Origin of the sequence: Wolbachia endosymbiont of Phyllotreta cruciferae (assembly GCF_918697765.1) — a bacterium.
Taxonomy (GTDB): Bacteria; Pseudomonadota; Alphaproteobacteria; order Rickettsiales; family Anaplasmataceae; genus Wolbachia; species Wolbachia pipientis.
Window position 1 is genome coordinate 116465 of the sequence record NZ_OU953855.1, and the last position, 21394, is coordinate 137858.

15 protein-coding genes and 9 pseudogenes are annotated in these 21394 nt (G+C 35.5%); 8 read left to right on the forward strand and 16 right to left on the reverse strand.

The genetic code is table 11. The features are described from left to right. Positions 1-233: 233 nt before the first annotated feature. Positions 234-1056, reverse strand: a pseudogene (locus tag NL281_RS00550) (IS5 family transposase). Between the two features lie 119 nt (positions 1057-1175). Here NL281_RS00550 and NL281_RS00555 point away from each other — a divergent pair. Together NL281_RS00555 and truA are read left to right on the forward strand one after the other, a co-directional pair. Next, positions 1176-1298 (forward strand): annotated as a pseudogene (locus tag NL281_RS00555) (IS630 transposase-related protein); the annotation flags it as partial. A gap of 71 nt (positions 1299-1369) precedes the next feature. Further along, positions 1370-2107 carry a tRNA pseudouridine(38-40) synthase TruA gene (gene truA / locus NL281_RS00560; RefSeq protein WP_253303399.1) on the forward strand — a complete coding sequence of 246 codons (738 nt, stop codon included), beginning with the start codon at positions 1370-1372 and terminating at the stop codon, positions 2105-2107. Between the two features lie 79 nt (positions 2108-2186). Here truA and dnaN read toward each other — a convergent pair whose 3' ends face one another. From dnaN to NL281_RS00580, 4 genes are all read right to left on the reverse strand, one after another. Then, positions 2187-3344 (reverse strand): DNA polymerase III subunit beta, encoded by a 1158-nt coding sequence (gene dnaN / locus NL281_RS00565; RefSeq protein ID WP_236514700.1) that lies wholly within the window; start codon positions 3342-3344, stop codon positions 2187-2189. Positions 3345-3467: 123 nt separating this feature from the next. After that, positions 3468-3965 carry an invasion associated locus B family protein gene (locus tag NL281_RS00570; protein WP_006279310.1) on the reverse strand — a complete coding sequence of 166 codons (498 nt, stop codon included), beginning with the start codon at positions 3963-3965 and terminating at the stop codon, positions 3468-3470. After that, positions 3958-4851: an RNA polymerase factor sigma-32 gene (locus NL281_RS00575; RefSeq protein ID WP_174515941.1), complete on the reverse strand. Its 894-nt coding sequence runs from the start codon at positions 4849-4851 to the stop codon at positions 3958-3960. Before NL281_RS00575 ends, NL281_RS00570 begins: the two co-directional genes overlap by 8 nt. A gap of 318 nt (positions 4852-5169) precedes the next feature. Then, on the reverse strand, positions 5170-5859 hold the full coding sequence (locus tag NL281_RS00580) for an acyloxyacyl hydrolase (protein ID WP_182320883.1): 690 nt from the start codon (positions 5857-5859) through the stop codon (positions 5170-5172). A gap of 448 nt (positions 5860-6307) precedes the next feature. Between NL281_RS00580 and NL281_RS00585 the strand changes: the two are divergent. The 3 pseudogenes from NL281_RS00585 to NL281_RS09040 all read left to right on the forward strand — a co-directional run. Further along, a pseudogene (locus NL281_RS00585) lies at positions 6308-6664 on the forward strand (transposase); the annotation flags it as partial. Positions 6665-6706: 42 nt separating this feature from the next. Beyond that, positions 6707-7359: pseudogene (locus NL281_RS00590) on the forward strand (IS630 family transposase); the annotation flags it as partial. A gap of 72 nt (positions 7360-7431) precedes the next feature. After that, a pseudogene (locus NL281_RS09040) lies at positions 7432-8533 on the forward strand (IS3 family transposase). Between the two features lie 197 nt (positions 8534-8730). Here NL281_RS09040 and NL281_RS00605 read toward each other — a convergent pair. The 6 genes and pseudogenes from NL281_RS00605 to NL281_RS08580 all read right to left on the reverse strand — a co-directional run. Next, positions 8731-10194 carry a hypothetical protein gene (locus NL281_RS00605; protein WP_253303400.1) on the reverse strand — a complete coding sequence of 488 codons (1464 nt, stop codon included), beginning with the start codon at positions 10192-10194 and terminating at the stop codon, positions 8731-8733. Between the two features lie 262 nt (positions 10195-10456). Continuing rightward, positions 10457-11694, reverse strand: a pseudogene (locus NL281_RS00610) (IS4 family transposase). 106 nt (positions 11695-11800) lie between these two features. Beyond that, a pseudogene (gene ltrA / locus NL281_RS09045) lies at positions 11801-12898 on the reverse strand (group II intron reverse transcriptase/maturase). A gap of 1007 nt (positions 12899-13905) precedes the next feature. Next, positions 13906-14586 carry a ribulose-phosphate 3-epimerase gene (gene rpe, locus NL281_RS00625; protein ID WP_155968294.1) on the reverse strand — a complete coding sequence of 227 codons (681 nt, stop codon included), beginning with the start codon at positions 14584-14586 and terminating at the stop codon, positions 13906-13908. Positions 14587-14705: 119 nt separating this feature from the next. Continuing rightward, on the reverse strand, positions 14706-15011 hold the full coding sequence (locus NL281_RS00630; RefSeq protein WP_253303762.1) for a hypothetical protein: 306 nt from the start codon (positions 15009-15011) through the stop codon (positions 14706-14708). A gap of 27 nt (positions 15012-15038) precedes the next feature. Further along, positions 15039-15134: pseudogene (locus NL281_RS08580) on the reverse strand (MJ0042-type zinc finger domain-containing protein); the annotation flags it as partial. Between the two features lie 75 nt (positions 15135-15209). On the opposite strand from NL281_RS08580, the gene dapD reads away from it, so the two are divergent. Further along, positions 15210-16040: a 2,3,4,5-tetrahydropyridine-2,6-dicarboxylate N-succinyltransferase gene (dapD, locus tag NL281_RS00640; protein WP_253303401.1), complete on the forward strand. Its 831-nt coding sequence runs from the start codon at positions 15210-15212 to the stop codon at positions 16038-16040. A 55-nt stretch (positions 16041-16095) separates the two neighbouring features. On the opposite strand, the pseudogene NL281_RS09050 reads toward dapD, so the two are convergent. The 3 genes and pseudogenes from NL281_RS09050 to NL281_RS00650 form a co-directional block, all read right to left on the reverse strand. Then, a pseudogene (locus NL281_RS09050) lies at positions 16096-16191 on the reverse strand (WPE palindromic element domain-containing protein); the annotation flags it as partial. A 147-nt stretch (positions 16192-16338) separates the two neighbouring features. Next, positions 16339-16623 carry a DUF2610 domain-containing protein gene (locus NL281_RS00645; protein WP_064125056.1) on the reverse strand — a complete coding sequence of 95 codons (285 nt, stop codon included), beginning with the start codon at positions 16621-16623 and terminating at the stop codon, positions 16339-16341. Then, positions 16624-16995: a hypothetical protein gene (locus NL281_RS00650; protein ID WP_022626336.1), complete on the reverse strand. Its 372-nt coding sequence runs from the start codon at positions 16993-16995 to the stop codon at positions 16624-16626. Between the two features lie 101 nt (positions 16996-17096). On the opposite strand from NL281_RS00650, the gene NL281_RS00655 reads away from it, so the two are divergent. Then, a complete protein-coding gene (locus NL281_RS00655) occupies positions 17097-18146 on the forward strand; it encodes a class I SAM-dependent methyltransferase (RefSeq protein WP_182320464.1) in 1050 nt (349 codons plus the stop codon). A 95-nt stretch (positions 18147-18241) separates the two neighbouring features. Beyond that, positions 18242-19411 (forward strand): IS4 family transposase, encoded by a 1170-nt coding sequence (locus NL281_RS00660; protein ID WP_253303402.1) that lies wholly within the window; start codon positions 18242-18244, stop codon positions 19409-19411. Positions 19412-19554: 143 nt separating this feature from the next. Here the strand turns inward: NL281_RS00660 and NL281_RS00665 are convergent, their stop codons facing one another. Continuing rightward, positions 19555-19899 (reverse strand): F0F1 ATP synthase subunit epsilon, encoded by a 345-nt coding sequence (locus tag NL281_RS00665; RefSeq protein WP_006279902.1) that lies wholly within the window; start codon positions 19897-19899, stop codon positions 19555-19557. 12 nt (positions 19900-19911) lie between these two features. Further along, positions 19912-21339: a F0F1 ATP synthase subunit beta gene (gene atpD / locus NL281_RS00670; protein WP_253303758.1), complete on the reverse strand. Its 1428-nt coding sequence runs from the start codon at positions 21337-21339 to the stop codon at positions 19912-19914. Between the last annotated feature and the right edge of the window lie 55 nt (positions 21340-21394).

A 21394-nucleotide genomic window follows, 5' to 3' on the forward strand; every position in this document is an offset into this window, starting at 1 on the left:
AGCACAATGGTTGTCATCCAAGTAGCTAACACTGGTTCCTTTATGACAGTGTCATCCGAGTAGCTGACACTGGGATAGCTTTGTCGCATCGTACCTTATACGGTAATAATTTACGATAAATTCATGTAGCCATTTCGAATTTAGCCATACCAATGTCAGTAAATTTATTAAGCAAATAGCACTTAATGAGCAGTTCTTTTTCACGATTTAGAGGTTGTCCACAAACCAGTAAATCAAGCATATTCCCTACTTAACATAACTTTACTCATAGCCAGATATATGAAACTTTCAGTAGATGTTGTAAGTAAATCGTACTCCTTTGATAGCCTTCTATTTCTATTGATCCAAGCAAAAGTCCTCTCTACCACCCACCTTCTCGGCTGTACTGAAAATCCAGGATCCCGTTGTGGCAATAGTTCTAGTGGTGTATCTTTATGCACCCAAAACCTACATGGAGGCCTTTTGACAATTTCAATATCTATCCCATATTCTCTCTTTACGTAATCCTTTAAATCTTTTCCTTGGTATCCCATATCAGCCCACATTTTCTTAATATTGCTGTATTTTTCCTTCATATTGTCCAATGCCATCTTCACCCCATCTCTGTCATTTTCGCTTGCAGCTCCTACATAGCAACCAAGCACAAATCCTTGAGTATCTGTGATTATATGTCTTTTTCTCCCCTTTACCTTTTTCGCACCATCATAACCTTTGACCCCCCTTTTTCCGTGGTTTTTACCGATTGACTGTCCACTATGCATGCGCTCGGCTTCCCATTTTTGACCTACTATATTTAGTGATATCATAGTTCATTTTCTCAAAAATTCCCTGCTTTTTCCATCTTCTAAACTGTTCATGCACAGCCTTCCACGGCGGAAAATCGTGTGGTAAATAGCGCCATTGACATCCTGTGCGCAGTATATAAAGAATTGCATCTACTATCTCACACTTACTGTATTTTGGTGGCCTTCCTCCTTTCTTGTACGATACTCTGAAGTGTTTTTCTATTCTTGCCCATTCCCTTTTACTTAAATCTGTTGGATATTTTTTCCTCATCTCTTACCTCAATATTCTTTCTTTATATACTACGTATTCCTTGGTTTGTGGACAACCTCTTATAGCTCTTTTCATAGAAGTCCGGATGTGATAAGGATAGATAATGATAAGGAGGTTGAATGCCAGCAGCATATAGTTATGATTTAAGAAAAAAAGCAATGGAGACGCTAGACGAAGGAGAAAGCAGAGAAGCAGTGGCAGCAAGATTTAAGATTGGACGAACTACTTTATGGGAGTGGCAGCACTGTAGGCTTGACCATAAATTATGTTAAGATAGAAAATGACTATTTTAGATAGAGCTTGATGTAATGCAGTGCGATACAAAATAACGGTAGAATATAATGGTAGTAATTTCTCTGGTTGGCAAAAACAGCAACACTCTGCTAACTCAATCCAGGAGAAGATAGAAAATGCTATATTTAATTTTAGTGGTGAGAAAGTTACTTTGTACTGTGGTGGCAGGACTGATGCAGGAGTTCATGCTTTAGGACAAGTTGCTCATTTTGATATGGAAAAGGAATTTGAGCTTTATAGAATAAGGAATGCAATAAACTATCATTTAAAATCAATTCCTATAGTCGTGCTTAATGCAGAAGTTGTAGATGATGCGTTTCACGCACGGTTTTCAGCAAAAAAAAGATATTACGAATATAGAATAGTTAATCGCTATGCTCCTGCCGCTCTGGAGACGGGTTATGTATGGCAAGTGTTTAGCCCACTTGATGTAAATATTATGCGTGGAGCTGCTAAACATCTACTTGGAAAACATGACCTTTCAAGTTTCCGTTCAAAAGATTGTCAAGCCGCAAATCCGATAAGAACAATTGATGATATCGATATAATACAAAATGGGAATCATATACACATCAAAATATCTGCTATTTCCTTTTTACATAACCAAGTGAGGATTATTGTGGGTACTTTAGTTGAATTTGGAAAAAATAGAACCAATCCGCAAGAAATGCTAAATATATTAAACCAATGCAAAAGAAGTGCCGCTGGAGTTACTGCACCACCTTTTGGCTTATATTTGGTAAAGATAGATTACTAATTTAATAAAAGCTAGTGAAATAAGTGCCATACCGCCACGGTATCTCCAGATTCCGCTAACAAGCAGCGAGATGACGAGTTTAAGTTCTCATTGGCATTACTACATATAATGCACTTGAATCGTCTTCATCAGTGATAATTGTAGCACTATTACCATCGGCTAAGCTAAACTTACATTTATTTTTTATGCAGGATAGAACATCAAGTAAATAACGCGAGTTGAACCCTATTTCTATAGGGGCTTCATTGTAGTCCACTTCTATGGATTCAGTTGCATCACTGCACTCTTGGGAGTTTGAATGCAGAGTTAGCAGCTTTTCTTGTAGTGAGAATTTAATAGATTTTACTTTATCAGATACAACAACGGAAACTCGATCTATAACGTCTGAAAGTTTTTTACTTTCAATAATCATATGCTTATCTTGAGATGCTGGAATAACTGCTTTATAATTTGGAAAAGTTCCATCTATTAATTTTGATATTAGAATATATTCACCGCATGTAAACTTGATTTTTCTGTCTGAGAGTTTTACTTTAATTTCATTACAATCGTCCAATATTTTTAACAGCTCCATAACAGTTTTACGTGGAATGATCACACCAAATTCGCCATTGATGTTCCCAGGCTTTGGCCTCTTTATACATGATAAACGATGGCCATCAGTTGCAACGCAGTACAGAAATTGCTCATCTGTATGTAGATATATTCCATTTAAATTATACCTTGTATCATCTAGTGATACAGCAAATTTTGTTTTAGTTAATAAGTCTATCAGGTCTGTATTTAGTAGAGTACAATCATGTTTATAATTGTCTTCTTCAAGAGCAGGAAAGCTGCTTGAAACTACATTCGGTAAAGAAAAGTTTGCATTTCCGCAAGACATCAATAATTTTCCTTGGTTGTTTACTTCAAAATTGACATCCAAATCAGCGGGTAACTTCTTCACTATGTCATGTAAAGTATGCGCTGAAATTTTTACTTCTCCTTCTGTTAATACGGTTGCAGCAAGTGAGGCAAACATTGAAATGTCAAGATCAGTTGCCATTAATTTTATGCTGCCGTGTTGTGCTTTGATATTTATACACGCCAAAACATCTATTGCATTACGCCTTTCAACCACTCCACTTACTCTGGATAATGTATTTAAAAGACTTGTGCGGCTCACGCTAAAACGCATCTGCTCGCACACAGAATTTTGCTTTTTGATTTCTGTATCTACACCTGCAACCTCTGACATTGCTAACTCTCAAAAATATATTTTAAATGATATCCACATCCCATATAAAGTAAAGTGCTATTTATCGAAAGGGCAGTCTGTTTTATACTACAACTGGAAAATTACCTATTCTGTTACAATAATTTACTTTGTATGGCATAAATCATGCATTTTTTGATACGCTTTTTGAAAACCAAGTAGGGAATAAGTATCATCAATGGTCACTGTTTTTGTTTTTCCATTAACTACCATTGATAATCCCTGCTTCATTTTTAGAATGAGATCTTGATCTATTTTTGTATGCTCTGCCCACGCAAAACTTCCCTGTATTATGGGCAGTGTATATTTAATTTTTTTGTCGATATTGAGAGCTACAGGCTCCTTATCATACTGAAAACCAGAGGTAACGCTTACCTCATCTGCTTTTTTATCAACATAACTAACCATTACATACGGCTTGCGATTGGTTGTATAATATTCGCTTTTTTTTTTAGGATAGGATACAATATAACATACTTTCTCTCCATCTTCCAATGCAGTATACACGAGCCAATCTTTATATTTTTCCTTCAATTGTACATCACTAACCGATGCAAAAGCGCCTATCGAAAAAAATATTAGAAATATAAAAAAACTACGCATGCAAACCAAATTTCAAACTTTCAGATTGTATATATTGTTTTACCTTAGCCATCGCCTGCTCAGCCAACTGCCTTATTCTTTCTCTTGAAACACAATATTTTTTACTAAGTTCATCCAGAGTTTGAATGTTTTCAGACAAATATCTACTGATAAAAATGTCTCTTGCCCTTTCGTTGAGGCTCGCTAGTGCATTGTTTAAAATTGTTTCTTTTAATTCTTTTTCTTCATGATTCTGATAGGTTACTTCTTGACTAACCAAGTTACATGGGATCATATCTTGTAGCTCCCTTTTAGAGTCATCACCTATTTTTATGCAATCGTTTAGCGACTGATCCTTACAAGCCATACGGTAATTCATCTGCAGAACGTCTCCTTCGGATACAGAAAGCTCATTAGATATTGCTTTTATTTCTTCATTATTTAAGGTTTCCCTGTTTGTATACTGTAAAATTCTTTTTTTTATTTTACGTAAACTAAAAAACAATCTTCTTTGTGCTTGCGTTGTGCCTATTTTCACAAACGACCAAGATTTCAATATAAAGTCTTTTATTGAAGCTTCAATCCACCACACCGCATAAGTTGAAAAACGAAACCCTAAATCAGGATTAAACTTTTTCACTGCATGCATTAAACCCATATTTCCTTCCATGACCAGGTCCATCAACAATAGTCCATAATTTTTGAATTTCATTGCAATTTTCACTACCAAATTCAAATGGCTGGTAATCAATTTATGAGCAGAAGAAACATCCTTATATTGGTTCCAATTTTTTGCTAATCGTACCTCTTCCTCTTGAGACAGCATAGGAAATTTTTGCACCCTAGCAATATATTGCATGAGATTGGTTCTGCTATCGACACATAAGCTTGCCATTGGGGTCAACATAACAACTTAAATTAAAACTTCATGCATATAATATATTGATTTTCCAGCAAAAATTCAAGCTTTGATTTGAAAAAAGTACAAATTTTTCATCTAATTTCTTGGAGACAGTAGGCCGCAGTGTTAGCTAATTGGATAACATTATGTAACTTTAGATGATATTCTACCAGTACAATGGTAAACGTTACAGCTTAAACACATAGCAAATAGTGTTATTCCAGTGCCTTGACACTGGAATCCACATTTCTTTTTTCTAGATCCCAGTGTCATGCTACTTGGATGACAAGAAAAACCCCACTGGGATAACAAGACTGAGATAGACTAGAAATTAAACGCTACTCCAGCTTCTGCACCAACAGTGCTGTAAAGAACTTTGAGTTCCCCTTTGTCTTTGCCTGCAGCAGCATCTTTATCAAAATGAGCACCAAAAGAACCGAAATAACGAGCTCCAGCATAAAGTTTGACTTCCGGAGTTACATCATAACTAACACCAGCTTTTACTTGACCAGCAAAACCAAATTTACTTTTTTGATCATTCACAGCGTCTTTCAAAGGAGTGCTAATATACGCTGCACCAACACCAACACCAATATATGGAGTGATAGGCATATCTTCAATTGCTATATCGTAATAAACGTTAACTAGTCCTGAAATTGCTGTTAAACTGTCTGCAATAGTATCTGGCGTAAATTTTGCATCTGTAACATCATTTTTGTTTAGGTATGAATAAACTCCTTCAACATCAACCCTGATGTCGTCCATTTTGTAACCAAACGCACCACCACCAGCTATAAAAGACGCTTTTAATGGACTGTAATCACTATTGTCTTTCTTATAGGTAATACCATCAACTTTTGTGAAAAGAGGTAAAATTTCACCGTTGTATTGCAAACGAACGTAGTAGCTAGTTTCTTCATCACTTATTGGACCAACAGGATCTGAAAAAGCAGAGTTTGATAAACTTAGCAACGTTGCTAAAGCGGCTGCTGAAAAAAACTTTTTATAATGCATAATTGTCCTCGTAAAAAAAATTAAAATTCCACTTTAGCAGTCTAAGTAACAACTAAAGTTAAGTCAAGTGCTAACTTAATAACACAAAATATCCTACATTTTAACTAATTTTTAGGAGAAGACAAAGATTTTATTAATGAATAAATAGAGTTACACGACTTTTTTACTCTTGATTTTTTGGTATAGCTAACATAGGTAAGATTTACTATCGAAAGACCTCGTCATTCCGCTGCTTGTTAGCGGATGAGATACCGCGAATGAATCCATAACTACACGAACATTGCAATTTGAGTCTACCAGGAGGGCAATGCCTCTTATTCAAGTACCCTCTTCTTGTCATCCCAGTGCGTGACACTGGGATGGCTTTGTTGCATCGCTCAAGTGAAAAGAACTGGCAGTTACTGACAAAATTCATTATAAATAGCCATTTAACTGTTGAAGAAAAAATATGCCACAAAAAATGAGAGTCAGTAACTGCCATGAATATAACAAATTTCTCCAAGAAAGAGGAAGCATTTTTTGTTATATCAATGACGCTATAGAAAATTGGTACGAGAATTGTCCAAAAATGCAGGGCGGCAACTATATTTATAGTGATAAAGTTGTGATTTTGGTGCATATAATCGTCAGTTTCTTTAGAATTGGTTTAAGACAAACAGTCGGGTTTATAAAAGGGTATTTGCAACAAATAGGAAGAGATTTGGCAGTTATCAGCTATTCACAAGCATCAAGAAGGTTTAAGAAACTTAATATTAAGATAAATGATTGCAGAATTGATAAAAATATAGCTCTTTCCATAAAAGTCCGGATGTGATAGGATAAGGATAGATGATGATAAGGAGGTTGAATGCCAGCAGCATATAGTTATGATTTAAGAAAAAAAGCAATGGAAGCGCTAGATGAAGGAGAAAGCAGAGAAACAGTGGCAGCAAGATTTAAGATTGGACGAACTACTTTATGGGAGTGGCAGCAAAGAAGAAAAGAAACAGGAGACTTTCAATCAAAAAAACTTGGAAATGGGGGTTACAATCACAAAATTACCGACTGGGATACCTTTGCCAAATTTGCCAGAGAACACGGAGGAAAGACTCTATCGGAAATGGCTAAACTTTGGAACAACGTTAGTATCCAAACGATCTATCGAGCCCTTAAAAAAATTGGATTTACGCGCAAAAAAAGACATATGGATACAAGGAAAGAAACGAAGAAAAACGTGCTGAATTTTTGAAAATTATAGCGACAAAAGAACCTAAAAACTTAGTGTATATAGATGAGTCTGGCATTGATAACACCGAAGACTACCCCTACGGATATTGCCAGAAAGGACAGCGGTTTTATGCCTTAAAATCTGGAAAGAAAACTCAACGAATCAGTATGGTTGCAGCCTTAAGTGGAAGAAAGATAGTTGTTCCGTTAACCTTTGAAGGCCACTGTAATATGGATGTTTTTAATGGATGGTTTGAGCAATTTTTGACACCGATCTTGGAACCTGGACAGACTGACCTTACCCAGAAAAAGTGGAGAGAAAGAAAAGAGTTTTTTTGGGTAAAATAAAATTTTGGAGGATTAGAAATGGCAAGAGAATATACGGCAGAATTTAAATTGGAAGCTGTTAAGCTGGCAAATGAACAAAGAAAGGTAGGTCAACCAGTTGCAAAAGTAGCAAGAGATCTAGGAATAAGGGATAGTGTATTAGGAAAATGGATGAAGAAATATAACGAAAAAAAGTCAGCGGCAAATGCATTTCCAGATGTAGCACCTTATGACAAAGAGAGATTTGATTTACAGAAAGAGTTAGCAAAAGTAACAAGAGAAAGAGACATTTTAAAAAAAGCCCTGGCCAGTCAAAAAGAGTAAAATATTTTTTCATAAAAGAGCATAGTAAACACTATAAAGTGCAGGAATTATGTAGGGTTTTCTGCTAGTGGCTACTATAAGTGGACTACAAGGAAAATAAGCAGTAGAGAATCAGCAAATAAAGAGTTATTAGCAGATATTCAAAAAATATATCAAGCTTCTAAATGTAGATATGGAGCTCCTAAAATTCATGCTGAATTAAAGGCTTTGGGTAAAAGTTGCAACTTAAAAACAGTGCAAAGTATTATGCAGAAAAATGGTATTCAGGCTATATTGAGAAGAAAATTTAAAATTAAGAAACAACAAACGGACAGTAGCTCCCAATATATTAGACCAAAACTTTATTGTCGATCAACCAAATAAAGTATGGGATTACTTATATAAAAACCAAAGAAGGATGGCTATATTTGGCAACAATAATCGATCTATATTCACGCATGGTAGTTGGCTGGTCAATGAGCAGTTCAATAAATAAACAATTGGTTATGGACTCTTTATTAATGGCCGTTAACAAGCGTAAACCTGCCAAAAATCTACTATTACATAGTGATCAAGGTTCACAATATACTTCGCAAGGTTATCAATATCTCTTATCCATAAAAAACATAGATGAGTCATAAAAGTTGTTGTTACGACAATTCTGTTGTGGAAAGCTTCTTTAGCTCATTGAAAAGAGAAATACTTATTGATACTTCACAACACTCTGCTCAACAAACTAGAACTGCAATATTTGAATACATAGAAATTTTTTATAACAAACAACGTCACTATTAACTATTGCATTCCTGAGCATTTTGATTCATCATTCTCTTTGTGAAAAACATTCCAAACTTTCTCTCCACTTTTTCTGGGTAAGGTCAGTCAGCTACTTGGATGACAGGGGAGGGAGGTGCTACCCTGACAATCGTCATCCCGCTACGTGTTAGCGGGATCTAGAGATACCGCGAATGAATCGCGGTATGACGGTCTGCGGCGGTATGACGTAGGGCTGCACTAGCTATATCATGCATTTTATTAACCGACACTATAAACAACATCCTTACAATTATGAGATTGAACCACAACTTGCTCAAGCGTTAAGCTGCTGCGTTTAGCGTCTTTACCGTGGTTTTCCCCAAGAACATTTGTTCTTTCGTGTTTTATTTCTTCAATGAATTTCTTGTTAACGCTTTCAGGGTCAATCTTTTCCTGCGAATATATAAGATTAGTGCAATTTATTTTTCTATAATAATGTATGCCAAAACCCACAATGAGTAATGCAAGTATACCAGAACCTATAAGTAATGATAATCCTATGTTATTAGTCAAAGGGTTTTGGTAAAATTTTTGTACATCATTAACACCATGTGTTGCAAGTAGCCCTAGAGGAAACGCTATATTTGCAGCAACTACACCAGTAAATAATGCAGTAAATATTGGTCTGTCGTTAATTACTGATTTTATTTTATTAGTTCTAGTAATTACTTTTTCGTCAATGTTAGTGAAGCCTTGTTTAGCTTCCCAAGCATTAAGTACAAAATTTGAATGAGTGCCATTGCTATATTCCAGTCTTACAGATTTTATAGCTTTATCTTTTGGCTGGTGCTCCAACACCTCAGCTAAAATTTTATCCGCATCTTTTTTTTGAATGGAATGTTCTTCAGTATCTATAAATTGCCTTGTTGCAAAAAATATTGGACCAATTGTAAGCAATGCAGCAAGTGCGATAACTGGTATAGTGATATATTTTGGGCTGTTTGTAAAAAATGCAATAAATTTTGCTTTATCTTGTAAATATAATAAAGCTGCAGATATACTGAGTATAATAGCACTTGCACCAAAAATTATAAAACCCTTCTGCTGCATGGCATACTTTGCTCTTGGCAAGAATCTGTTTGTTTTTTTATTTGTTGTGCTACCTATATCAGAATTTAGTGACAAAGACTCTTCAGAGTCATCTTTGCTTTTATACGATGGTAAAGTATTTGAAGACGCACCTAAATCATCTTTTGAGTTTTGACCACCTATTCCACTGTCTAAACTCTTTTTCGAAGATTTTGTATTTGGGTCTATAGCTGCATAAATATGTTCTTCTGATCCATTACCAGATAATCCTCCTAAACCTAAACTTGCTGTTTGTGATACCCAATCATGAGTCTCACCTTTTGTTTCTTCTAGGGAAGGAGGTAGTACTTCAGTACTAAGACCAAACAAATTTTTGTCTTCTTTGTCTTGTAAACCTGGAGCTTTTGGCAAAATCGGTGGTGCTCCATCACCATCTTTTTGTCGATTTACAGATGCATAAGTAGGATCCACTTCCTCATCATCTGATTCTTCATGTGACATTCCCTGCACACGTGGTACTACATTCAGTACACTTGAGATAGCATTTCCTGCTTCTTCAGGCGATGGTGGATCTTTTAGTGTTATCTTGCTATTGTCACCTGTTTGTTCGTAAGAAGTTAATTTTACTGTTGATTTTTCGACTGACCCATGCATATTCACTCCAAAGTTAATTACTATGCTGCATTGATTACGCTATAGTTATTAAGATGTAGTAAATACCAATTTACAGATAATGTATCTGTTTAGCAGAGTGGCAAAATAAGGTAGACGAGAAAAGACAACTATAGGAACAAATGGGTGTCATCCCAGTGTCAAGCACTGGAATGACATCACAGGGGCACTGGAATTTTTGTTTCAATATTTGTACATTAGCCATGTATCTGAACAGACAATGGCGTCAACTTAAGAACTTTCATTAGCAAACTCTCCTAAAGACATGATGGCGTTTGGGCTTATCTATCTTATCGCGGCTATACAATCGTCCCGGTCGGATTTTAACTTTAGCGCGTATACTTGCTCTATCAAAAAGGGCTTGAAAGTTTTTTGGCGCAATAAGTACCTGATAGAGTTTCTGCCTCATTACACCAAATAAAACCGAAAAATTTAAACGATACTCAGCAATTTGATCTGGATTCCAAGGCCCTTGTGCATCACACATATGAAGCGACAATATATTACACATGACTAAGTTTGCCCAAAATTCTTGTAATACAGTCTCTAAATTTACGCCAGAAAAATTCTCTAACTCTGCACCTATTTTGAGTCGTTTATAGCACTCCTCTATATGCCACCTTAATACATAAGCTTTGCTGATATCTTCCAAAGTAAATTTTTCTCGATCAAAAAGTGAAGTAACCAATACCTCTGTTTCTCCGTTGGCTAATGTCAGCACTATTACTCTTACTTTCTGTCCTTTCATTTTATTTTTTAGCTTTTCATTTTCTAATATAAAATCGAAATCTAATTCTCCAGATGCAATTCGTTCCCATAGCTTGCTATAATTTCTTTTTTGCAAGCGAAAAATAAAATCTACTTCCAAATCATAATGCTGCTGAATGAATTTTACTGAAGACGATCATAGATAAATAATAATTTCTTTTGATTTAATGAACGCATTTGAGTGATAACTTCGGGTAATTGCTCTTCCGCCAACGTTTGTTCACCTATATTCCAAGCCGCAAGACGAGCACTACAAATCAGCGAAGTACACAAATCAACAAACAAATTGCCAATGGTGGCATTGTGCCTGTTGTTCCATTTGGTTTAAAGCGGCCAAACTCGGATACAATTTCCTCAGAGCTGGGTAATCTCATACCAGAACCATCTGCTGCAATAAGCCTATAGCCTCTCCAACTCAGGCTCATCTTGATAGGCTGTTTGGATGCTTAAATTCTTTAAAACCTGTATGACAAATCTTATATCTTGCTTTAGAAAAAGCTTGCTTTGAGGGTACATGTCAATGGCTCCATAAGTTCACATTCTATTCCCAAACTTTTTTTAACTAACTTTAAAATCATAGAAAATACTGCCGAAAAAGGAAGTTTTCTTGTTCGTGTAAAACTCAACACAATGGATTCTCTGAAAAGCTTTCGAGTATATTATATTTTTAATTTGTAGAATAAAATTTTTTCCTTTTTGTTTGGTAGAAGTCATAGTTTTAAATCCTCCTGATTAAGTTTTATCGCTATGACTCCCCCACCAGAACCGTGCTTGCAGCTTTCCCGCACACGGCTCCACAATGTAGTATTCACAGCATTTCCTATTTTGTATATAATGAGTAGCATATTCTTGGTTTTGGTAATGGATTAACTTGTAGATAGTGTATAAATTGCTTTGAATTCATACTCTTCTTCTGACTACGTCGGTTTATCCATTTATACGCTAGCTTGATTACCCGCCAGAAGAATTTATTCAACCACCGGTAATTTCCGCTAACTCCGAAGTAGTTATAGTGTCCTGTTAGTTTTGCTTTAAGTATTGACCACCAATCTTTAAGGTGAACTTTATTTCGAATCTTTTTCACCCATTCTTTGATTTCTTTAAGTTTTCTAGATAGATTTTCTTTCGAGGTTTTATGACCTACCATTACTCTACCTTTACGACTCCTTGTACCATAATGGGTGAATCCTAGAAAGTTGAAACTTTCCGTTTTTCGTTTCTCCCTTATTCCTTGTTGCCACTCCTTTTTGCCAAACTTTACTATTCTTGTTTTGTCTTCAGATATTTCCAGTCCAAATTTTCCTAGCCTTTGTTTCAGTGACTCTAAGAGTTCTCTAGCATCTTTTTCTCTTTCGCAGCAAATCAGGTGATCGTCTGCATACCTAACTAGCTCCATATAACCTTTAGATCTTAGCTTGAATTTCTTTTCAAACCACAAATCCAGCACATAATGCAACTATATATTAGCTAGTATAGGACTTACTATTCCCCCCTGAGGTGTGCCTAGTTCAGTTGCTTCATAATGTCCTGCTTCGACTACTCCTGCCTTAAGAAATCGTTTTACTAACCACAGTATGTTTGGGTCTGTTATCCGTTCTCTCAAGCATCTCATTAGCCATTTGTGCTGGACATTATCAAAGAATTTCTTGATATCAACTTCTACTACATAGTTAGTTGGTCTGTACATAACTGCTTTATTTAGTGCATTTACCGCTTGATGACAGCTTCTACCAGGACGAAAACCATATGAGTTATCCAGAAAGTTAGCTTCATAAATATTTTCTAATATCTTCTTCAGCATTATCTGGACTAACTTATCTTCTGTAGACGGTACTCCAAGCCCGCGTTTCTCTTTGCTTCCAGCTTTTGGTATATATACTCTTTTCACTGGTTGCGGTTGATATCGCTTTCTTTTCATACTATCCACCAGAGTGTTGAGCTTCTCTTCAAGATTTTCTCCATAAGCTTCTACTGTCACCTGGTCTATACCGCATGCTTTGTTATGCTTTAGCTCTTTATAACATTCAGCAAGATTCTCTGCGTTTATCAGATGAATTAACGATTAAATTTCAATCGTTTATCTTGCCTGGCTCTTACTGCTATCTGATTTAGTTTTCTTTGCACGTTATTCCAACCTCCGTTGTATTGGCATAGCAATTCCTAAACCAGTCACTATATTGCTGACCGCTTCCCCTTGTATGTGGCTTTCCCACACTCTGAGTACTATCAATCAGTCCGACTTCCTTTATATCTTCCGTCAGTACTCGCCTTTGTTGACTTGTTCCAACGTACCTTAATAGGAATACAAAGGATCTCCCAAGTTTACGTAAACTCCATCTCAACACGTGATACGGCCTCAGATCCCGATAGAGTGAGTGATAACTTGCCCTATTGTTACCCTTCTTGCTGTCTTCCACTATATGCAACGTGTCGACCTCTATGACATCGAGAATTTCGGGACTCAATACCTTCACTTTCGTTGTACCCTGTGTTGTCCATTCCACTAGCTTTACTACGCTCGTTACCTTACGCAGCATAGTGGTTTGTTCCAGCCTGCTGGCTAGGCTTTGCCTGGGTTGGATTTTCACCAACTGGACTTTACGCACTTTGCTTGGCGCACGCATGTTTCACCTAAAAAGGACACATTTTAGACTTCTTTATTGAAATAAAACAGAAACAAAAGTGCTGTTTATTGCACTCTTTGGATAATTTAATGATAAAAAATTTAGAGAGAAATTTTATACACTATCGCTGATATTTTTCCTTAAGTTGACGCCATTGCCTGAACGGATACAACCCAAGAAAGGTTTTTCTACGTCATACCGCCGCGGTATCTCAGCATAGATTCCGCTAACGAGTAGCGGAATGACGAATTTGTTGTTTTTCAAATTGTAGGTAAACCTAAGCCACTTTAGCTATATAGGGTCACAACAATAGATTTTTAAGATCGTTTACGGCCTTCTTAATATCTTCAGCCTTGAATATCGCCGATCCCGCAACTAAAATATCAGCGCCTGCTTTTATTATATCAGCTGCGTTAGAAAAGTTAATTCCACCATCTACTGAAATTTGTGTTTTAAGATTACGCTCCTGTATCATTTTTTTTATAGTAGATATCTTGTTCAACTGTGAATGAATAAATTCCTGCCCTCCAAAGCCAGGGTTGACTGTCATAATCAGCACAATATCTAGCTCATGTATTATATATTCAAGCACACTTGGGGAAGTTGAAGGAACAATTGAGACTCCAGCTTGAATCGGTTTTTTTGCATCGTTTACATTTTTGTATGACTTTATCTTTCTTATCAACCTCTCAAGGTGTATCTCTGCTTCTGCATGTACAGTGATAATATCAGCACCAGCATTTATAAAGCTTTCAATGTGGTTACCAGGAGATTTGACCATTAAATGCACATCAAAAGGAAGATTGCTATATTTACGTATTGCAGAGACAACGCTAGGACCAATTGTAATATTTGGAACGAAATTCCCATCCATAACGTCTATGTGTATGTAATCCACACCTAAATCGCTAATTTTTCTTACTTCTTCCCCTAATTTTGCAAAATCTGCTGAAAGTATAGAAGGTGCAATTTTAATACTCATGAGCTGCCTTTTTTGCTAAAAAATAACTTATTTTCAAAACTCTGTCACCCTAATACTATGCGCACCATCTGAGTAGCTATAGAAACTGAATACCGATACCGGCGACGGCTTATGCCTATTTAACTAGATCTTAAATTAGATAAAAAAAGGTAGTCTTGATAAAACTTATTTACAGCAAGTTTTTTTACATTTGGACTTTCTGTTTGTTCTTTTTTGTACCCTAATTTATAGCTTATTGAATCCTTGTATAAACTGATCGTTTTGTATGCTTTGTTCATCTCTCTAGGAAAGATGCCGTTAGCAATTACGACGCATAACCCTGTAGCTGTTGCAAAAGCTAGAGTGGTAAATGCTAGATTTTGTAAAAAATTTCTTCCACTAACTTTTTTTTCCTGTATATTAGCAGAGTGCTGTTTGTTTGACACTTCTTCTAGATATTCATGCCATATGTGATTGCAGTTCGTACATTTTACCTTTCTTCCAGATGCACCTATTTGCTTGTGAGATACTAAGTAAGTCTTAGTACAATTATAACATTGTATTTTCATAGTACTTACGTATAAAGTAGTAACAAGCTCAAATGATACAGAGCTACAAATTTAATATCAATATATATATAACAAATGGAAGGTTTGCAACTAAAAAAAACACAGAGTGAGATAGAAGATATTTGGAAAAATAGAGAAAAATTTAATGACTGTAATCTAAAGAAAACAGCAAGAATAGCAATTAAAGAGGTAATTGAGCTCCTTGATAGTGGCAAAATTAGAGTAGCAGAAAAGCTATCAAGTGGAGAATGGGTAGTACATAAGTGGATAAAGCAGGCAATATTATTACATTTTCTCACTGAAGAAAGCAAAATAATAGACAATACCAATTGCTGGTTTGACAAGATCGGTAACAAGTTTAGTGAATGGAATGAGGAAAAATTTCGCCGGTTAAAAATTAGAGCAGTTCCTGGGTGTTTTGTTCGCCGATCTGCTTATATAGGCACAAATGTTGTTCTAATGCCAAGTTTTATCAACGTTGGTGCATATGTTGATTCAGGAACAATGATAGATACCTGGTCAACGATTGGTAGCTGTGCGCAAATAGGAAAAAACTGTCATATTTCCGGTGGAGTGGGAATAGGTGGAGTTCTTGAGCCTATTCAAGCTTCACCTGTCATTATAGAAGATAATTGCTTTATTGGAGCACGTAGCGAAGTGGCCGAGGGTGTGGTAGTGAGAGAAGGATCAGTCCTTGGCATAGGCGTGTTTATTGGGGCATCAACAAAGATTATTGATAGAGAAACTAGCAAGGTATTTTACGGCGAAGTGCCACCTTATTCTGTAGTGGTACCAGGGTCTATTCCATCTAAAAATAATATTTCAACCTATTGTGCAGTCATAGTAAAAAAAGTGGATGAAAAGACGAGATCGAAAATCTCTATAAATGAAATATTGAGGGATTAAACTATATATCTGTAATATGACACAATATTACATAGTAAATGATGTCATTTCAGTACTTACTGTACGAACATTGTAATTTGTAGGCAATTTGTGTGGCAGGTGGTGTCATTCCAGTGCTTGACACTGGAATCCAGTTTTTCACGCAACCCCATCAAAAACGTAGTGTTTTAATATAAATGAGATTAGCTACTTTTATATTCACCAACCTAGCTGGATCCCAGTGTCAAGCACTGGGATGACAAGAGAGAAGGTATAGGAAAGACAGGAAGAAGATATTGGATGATAAGAGAGCAGTTTGCTATTTTTTGCTATCGCTTTTTTTATCATTATTACTAACCACAGTAATGGCATACGCGCATAACTCTGAGAAAGAGACTCCATTTTCTTGAGATAGTTTATATAATTTTTGTAGACTTTCTTTTACTTTATTAGGAATATTCCCTCCACGTTCTTTTACAAGCCAGGAATCTTGATGATGAATTGGATGAGCATCACTTTTTGGATTTCCTATGTATATTGCAAAAGGTGAACTTTGCCCTTTGAAGTCACATTGTACAGTAAATTTTTTTATAGATTCAGCCATCTAAAGACCTCTACTTTTCTTTTTGGTCGATTTTATAGCAGGTGGAAGAGGTGGTTTCTTTATAAAATCTTGTCTATTGACAACACTTTCTCTACCTTCCAAAGCTCGGCGAACATCAGCTCTGCTTAATTGCGACTCTTTTGCTACCTTCATTCCATGCTTTGCCATAATATTAGCACATGCTAGTACTTTTTTTACCAATTCTAGATCACCATTTAGCATTTGAACTAGCACTTGAAACACTTCCGCTAAAGTTAGCCCATCAGCATTTATAACCTTGTTTTCTATAAAATTGACAGCTTCTTCAAATTTGTATTCAATACTATCATCTTGAGGTATAAGGGCAACATAATCGGTGTTTTTGTCGTCCATAACTGAAGCACTATTACTCACAAACTTAAGTTTATACTATATATATAAATACTCTACTATTTTATATTATGGCACGCTATAGTTAAACATTTATTAATAACATGCTCACTTATATACACGAATTAATTGACAAAAGTCAAGGATCAATATCCATCAGTGATTTCATGAATGCCGTTTTGTACCATGAAAAATACGGCTATTATACAAGTAAATTACCGCTTGGTAAGGATGGTGATTTTACTACCGCACCTGAGATCAGCCAATTATTTGGTGAAGTAATTGCAGTTTGGATAATGCATACATGGGAAAAATTAGGAAAGCCATCAAAATTTTCTCTAGTTGAACTTGGGCCAGGCAAAGGAACACTCATTCACGATATAATAAGAGTCACTAAAAAATACAGCAGCTTTTTTAATTCAATGTTGATCCACTTAGTTGAAATAAGCCCTACTTTACGGAAGATACAAAAGGAAAAATTAAAAAGCTTAGATGTTAATTGGCACAAAAATATTGACAACCTACCAGAACAACCAACCATTTTTTTAGCAAATGAGTTCTTTGACGCTCTTCCGATAGATCAGTTTGTATATCATGATGAGGGGTGGTATGAAAATATGGTGACAAAACAAGATGATGGCAGTCTCTTGGTGTCATGCCAGTGCGTGACACTGGAATCCAGAAAAAAAGAATCATGGATTCCAGTGTCAGCTACTCAGATGACAAATGGAAAATTTTTTAATGGTGCAGTGGTGGAAATATGTTCAGTTGGGGTTGAAATATTAAAAAAACTTGAGAAGAAGATATATAATAATAAAGGAGCTGCTTTGATTGTAGATTACGGTTATGTATACCCCGCATATAAGAGCACTTTGCAATCGATAAAACAACATAAGTATGCTAATTTTCTTGAGAATGTTGGTAATAGTGATATTACCGCACTTGTAAACTTTCAAGCATTAAAAGATTCATTAAAACACGTAGATTGCGAGATTTTAACTCAAAGAGAATTTTTATATCTTTTTGGCATAAAAGAAAGAACCCTGGCTTTAATGAAAAGCGCAAGTGATGAACAAAAGAATAGGATCTTTAGTGAATTCTTAAGGTTGACTGAAAATATGGGCACTCTTTTTAAAGCAATGCTATTGATATAGCTAACCCAAGAAAGGTTTCCCTACATCATACCGCCGCAGCGCATAAGTGTTGAAAGTAACACAAAAAAGACATAAAGAACTATTATTGCAAGAAAATGGAGGCAATAATGGATCAAATAGAAAGAGTACTAAATTTAATAAAAGATGAGGATTTAGAAAGGCTAGGAAAATTAAGTGAAGTAGATAAATGTAATACTAAATTGTTGGGCAAGATTATATTTAAAGGTCTAATGAAGTTAATATTAATGGGGCAAAAAACAAGCCTAAGAGCGCTAGAAATGGTAATAAACAGGTGTATAATGGATAAGAATAGCGATAAAAGTACAGTAACATACAGTGGTTTGTCAAAAAGGTTAAAAGTTATAAATCCAGAATATTTTAAGGGAGTATATATTGATTTGATGAGCAAGATTAAAAAGCTATTACCCCAAAAAACATTAAATAACTTACATAAGTTTGATTCGACGATCATAAATTTATCGGGATATCTCATAAAAGGTGGGCTAAAAATAGGCGGTAAAAGTAACGACAGTCAAGTTAAAGTGAGTGTAGGATTAAAGGATCAATTGCCGACAAGTATAAGATTTTGTAAAGGACAAGAAGAAAGTAGTGAAGATATAGCATTAGTGAGAGCAATTAATGAAGCTAAAGTTGAAAAAGAGGATATTTTATTATTTGATAGAGGAATCAGAAAAGTTGGAACTTTTGCCGAATTTGATGAAAAGGAGTACAAATTTATCACAAGAGTTAAAGTAGGAAGAAAACATGATGTTATAAGCAGGAACAAAGTTATAAGAGAACAAAAATCGGATGGATCAGAGATTTTAGAAGATATAATAGTTAATCTTTATCGTGCACGAGGTAAAGTGGCAGAAAAGCATGATCTACGGCTAATAAAAATCAGAAATAAAATTGGAGATGAAATATGGTTTTTGACAAACTTGTTTGAAATGCCAGCTTATGAAGTAACAGAGCTATATAGGCGCAGATGGGATATAGAAGTGTTCTTTAAATTTATAAAGCAAAATCTTGGATATAAGCACTTTTTAAGCCATACTATGAATGGCATGAAGGTGTATATTTACATGATTATTATTACGGCTTTGTTATTTCTTGTTTATAAAATCAAAAATAATCTACATGGGTTCAAAATAGCATTACTGCAATTCACATTGGATCTAAATGACTCTTTTATACGTTCGATTGTTTTACTGTCGGGAGGTAATTTACATGCCGTTGATCATCTCATATCACGTTATTTTTGATACTTTCAACACTTATGGATCATACACCTAAAGTACTCCGACACTGGGATGACACCCCGGGGTTTCTGGGATGACAAAAAAGAGCCCCCTGAGCAAAAATCTTATAGCCACTTGAATGATAATTGACTTTTTGCCTAAAATAACTAAGAAAGAAACTTCTCATCAAGATAACTTAAATATATACTAATTCTCTTATTTTTAAACGATTTCTCATCATGAATTGCACGATCAAAAACCTGAATTTGACTTGTTATAATGCTACAATTATTATTTGCAACTTCTAATACGCCACTATCAATTACAACCTTCTTTTCTGTTTGGTTACTCATTTTAACAGTAATCATACCAGGCAATAAATAAATTAAGTAAGGAGCATGGTGAGCTAAAATCATAAGCTCCCCTTCGAGCCCAGTTACTGAAAGAGAAACCACTCCACTGAATGAAATTTGATCATCAGGAGAGAAAAATTGCACTTTAAAAGTATTCATAATCTTTAACTTTTATTTAGCTTCAGCTTGTATTAATTCAGCCTTTTTTATTGCTTCATCTATATTCCCCACCATATAAAAAGCAGCCTCTGGTAAGTAATCATATTTGCCTTCAACAATCCCTTTAAAACTGGAAACAGTATCAGAAAGTGAAACAAATTTACCAGGCATGCCAGTAAATATTTCTGCAACGTGAAAAGGTTGAGAAAGAAATTTCTGAATCTTACGAGCCCTATCAACAATAATTTTATCTTCATCAGATAGCTCATCCATACCAAGTATTGCGATAATATCTTGCAGTGATTTATAAGTTTGCAATATACGTTTCACCTCAGAAGCTACATTATAATGTTCTTCACCAATGATTTCAGCAGATAAAGACTGAGAAGTTGAATCAAGTGGATCAACAGCAGGGTATATTCCCATTTCAGCTATTTGCCTTGACAACACTGTGGTTGCATCAAGGTGAGAGAATGTAGTTGCTGGGGCTGGATCAGTCAAATCGTCCGCAGGAACATATATAGCTTGCACAGAAGTAATAGAGCCAGAAGTTGTTGAAGCTATTCTTTCTTGCATTGCACCCATATCAGTTGCAAGGGTTGGCTGATAACCAACAGCTGACGGTATTCTTCCAAGTAAAGCAGAAATTTCAGAACCAGCTTGTGTAAATCTAAAGATATTATCCACAAAAAATAGAACATCTTGGTTTTCACGGTCACGAAAATACTCTGCCATAGTAAGTGCTGTTAAAGCAACTCTAGCCCTTGCTCCAGGAGGCTCATTCATCTGACCATAAACCAAAACAGCTTGAGATTTTTCATGCTCATTTATATTTATTACATTTGAAGTGATCATCTCGTGATAAAGATCGTTACCTTCACGCGTTCTCTCCCCTACCCCGGCAAACACAGAAAATCCTTTATGAGCTTTTGCTATATTATTAATTAATTCCATTATTAGGACTGTTTTACCAACACCGGCTCCACCAAATAAGCCAATTTTTCCTCCTTTAAGATAAGGTGCAAGAAGATCTATAACTTTTATTCCCGTAACTAAAACTTCTTCCTGTATTCTCTGTTCAGTAAAACTTGGAGGTGCTCTGTGTATAGGCTCTAAGTTATACTTTCCCTTCAGTGGACCACACTCATCTATAAGCTCTCCAACAACATTAAAAATCCTTCCTAAAGTTGAACGCCCAATTGGCACCGATATTGGTGCACCTGTATCAACAAATTCATCCCCCCTTGACATGCCATCTGTGCTATCCATAGCAATACAACGAACTATATTGTCACCTATATGCTGCGAAACTTCTAAAACCAGCTCCTTATCCTTATATTTTAGTTTGCTTTTTAAAGCATTAAATATTTTAGGCAATTCACCTTCAAATTTTATATCAACAACTGCTTGAGTTACCTTAATCGCTCTACCTATATTCATCTCTTTATTTTTATCACCTAACACTATAATTCCATAAAAGAACTTCTAAAGAAAA

Bases quoted from the DNA above. Each gene is read 5' to 3' on its own strand.
- dnaN (WP_236514700.1), bottom strand. From the start codon at position 3,344: ATGTCAGAGGTTGCAGGTGTAGATACAGAAATCAAAAAGCAAAATTCT.
- NL281_RS00570 (WP_006279310.1), bottom strand. From the start codon at position 3,965: ATGCGTAGTTTTTTTATATTTCTAATATTTTTTTCGATAGGCGCTTTT.
- NL281_RS00575 (WP_174515941.1), bottom strand. From the start codon at position 4,851: ATGTTGACCCCAATGGCAAGCTTATGTGTCGATAGCAGAACCAATCTC.
- NL281_RS00580 (WP_182320883.1), bottom strand. From the start codon at position 5,859: ATGCATTATAAAAAGTTTTTTTCAGCAGCCGCTTTAGCAACGTTGCTA.
- NL281_RS00605 (WP_253303400.1), bottom strand. From the start codon at position 10,194: ATGCATGGGTCAGTCGAAAAATCAACAGTAAAATTAACTTCTTACGAA.
- rpe (WP_155968294.1), bottom strand. From the start codon at position 14,586: ATGAGTATTAAAATTGCACCTTCTATACTTTCAGCAGATTTTGCAAAA.
- dapD (WP_253303401.1), top strand. From the start codon at position 15,210: ATGGAAGGTTTGCAACTAAAAAAAACACAGAGTGAGATAGAAGATATT.
- NL281_RS00645 (WP_064125056.1), bottom strand. From the start codon at position 16,623: ATGGCTGAATCTATAAAAAAATTTACTGTACAATGTGACTTCAAAGGG.
- NL281_RS00650 (WP_022626336.1), bottom strand. From the start codon at position 16,995: ATGGACGACAAAAACACCGATTATGTTGCCCTTATACCTCAAGATGAT.
- NL281_RS00655 (WP_182320464.1), top strand. From the start codon at position 17,097: ATGCTCACTTATATACACGAATTAATTGACAAAAGTCAAGGATCAATA.
- NL281_RS00660 (WP_253303402.1), top strand. From the start codon at position 18,242: ATGGAGGCAATAATGGATCAAATAGAAAGAGTACTAAATTTAATAAAA.
- NL281_RS00665 (WP_006279902.1), bottom strand. From the start codon at position 19,899: ATGAATACTTTTAAAGTGCAATTTTTCTCTCCTGATGATCAAATTTCA.
- atpD (WP_253303758.1), bottom strand. From the start codon at position 21,339: ATGAATATAGGTAGAGCGATTAAGGTAACTCAAGCAGTTGTTGATATA.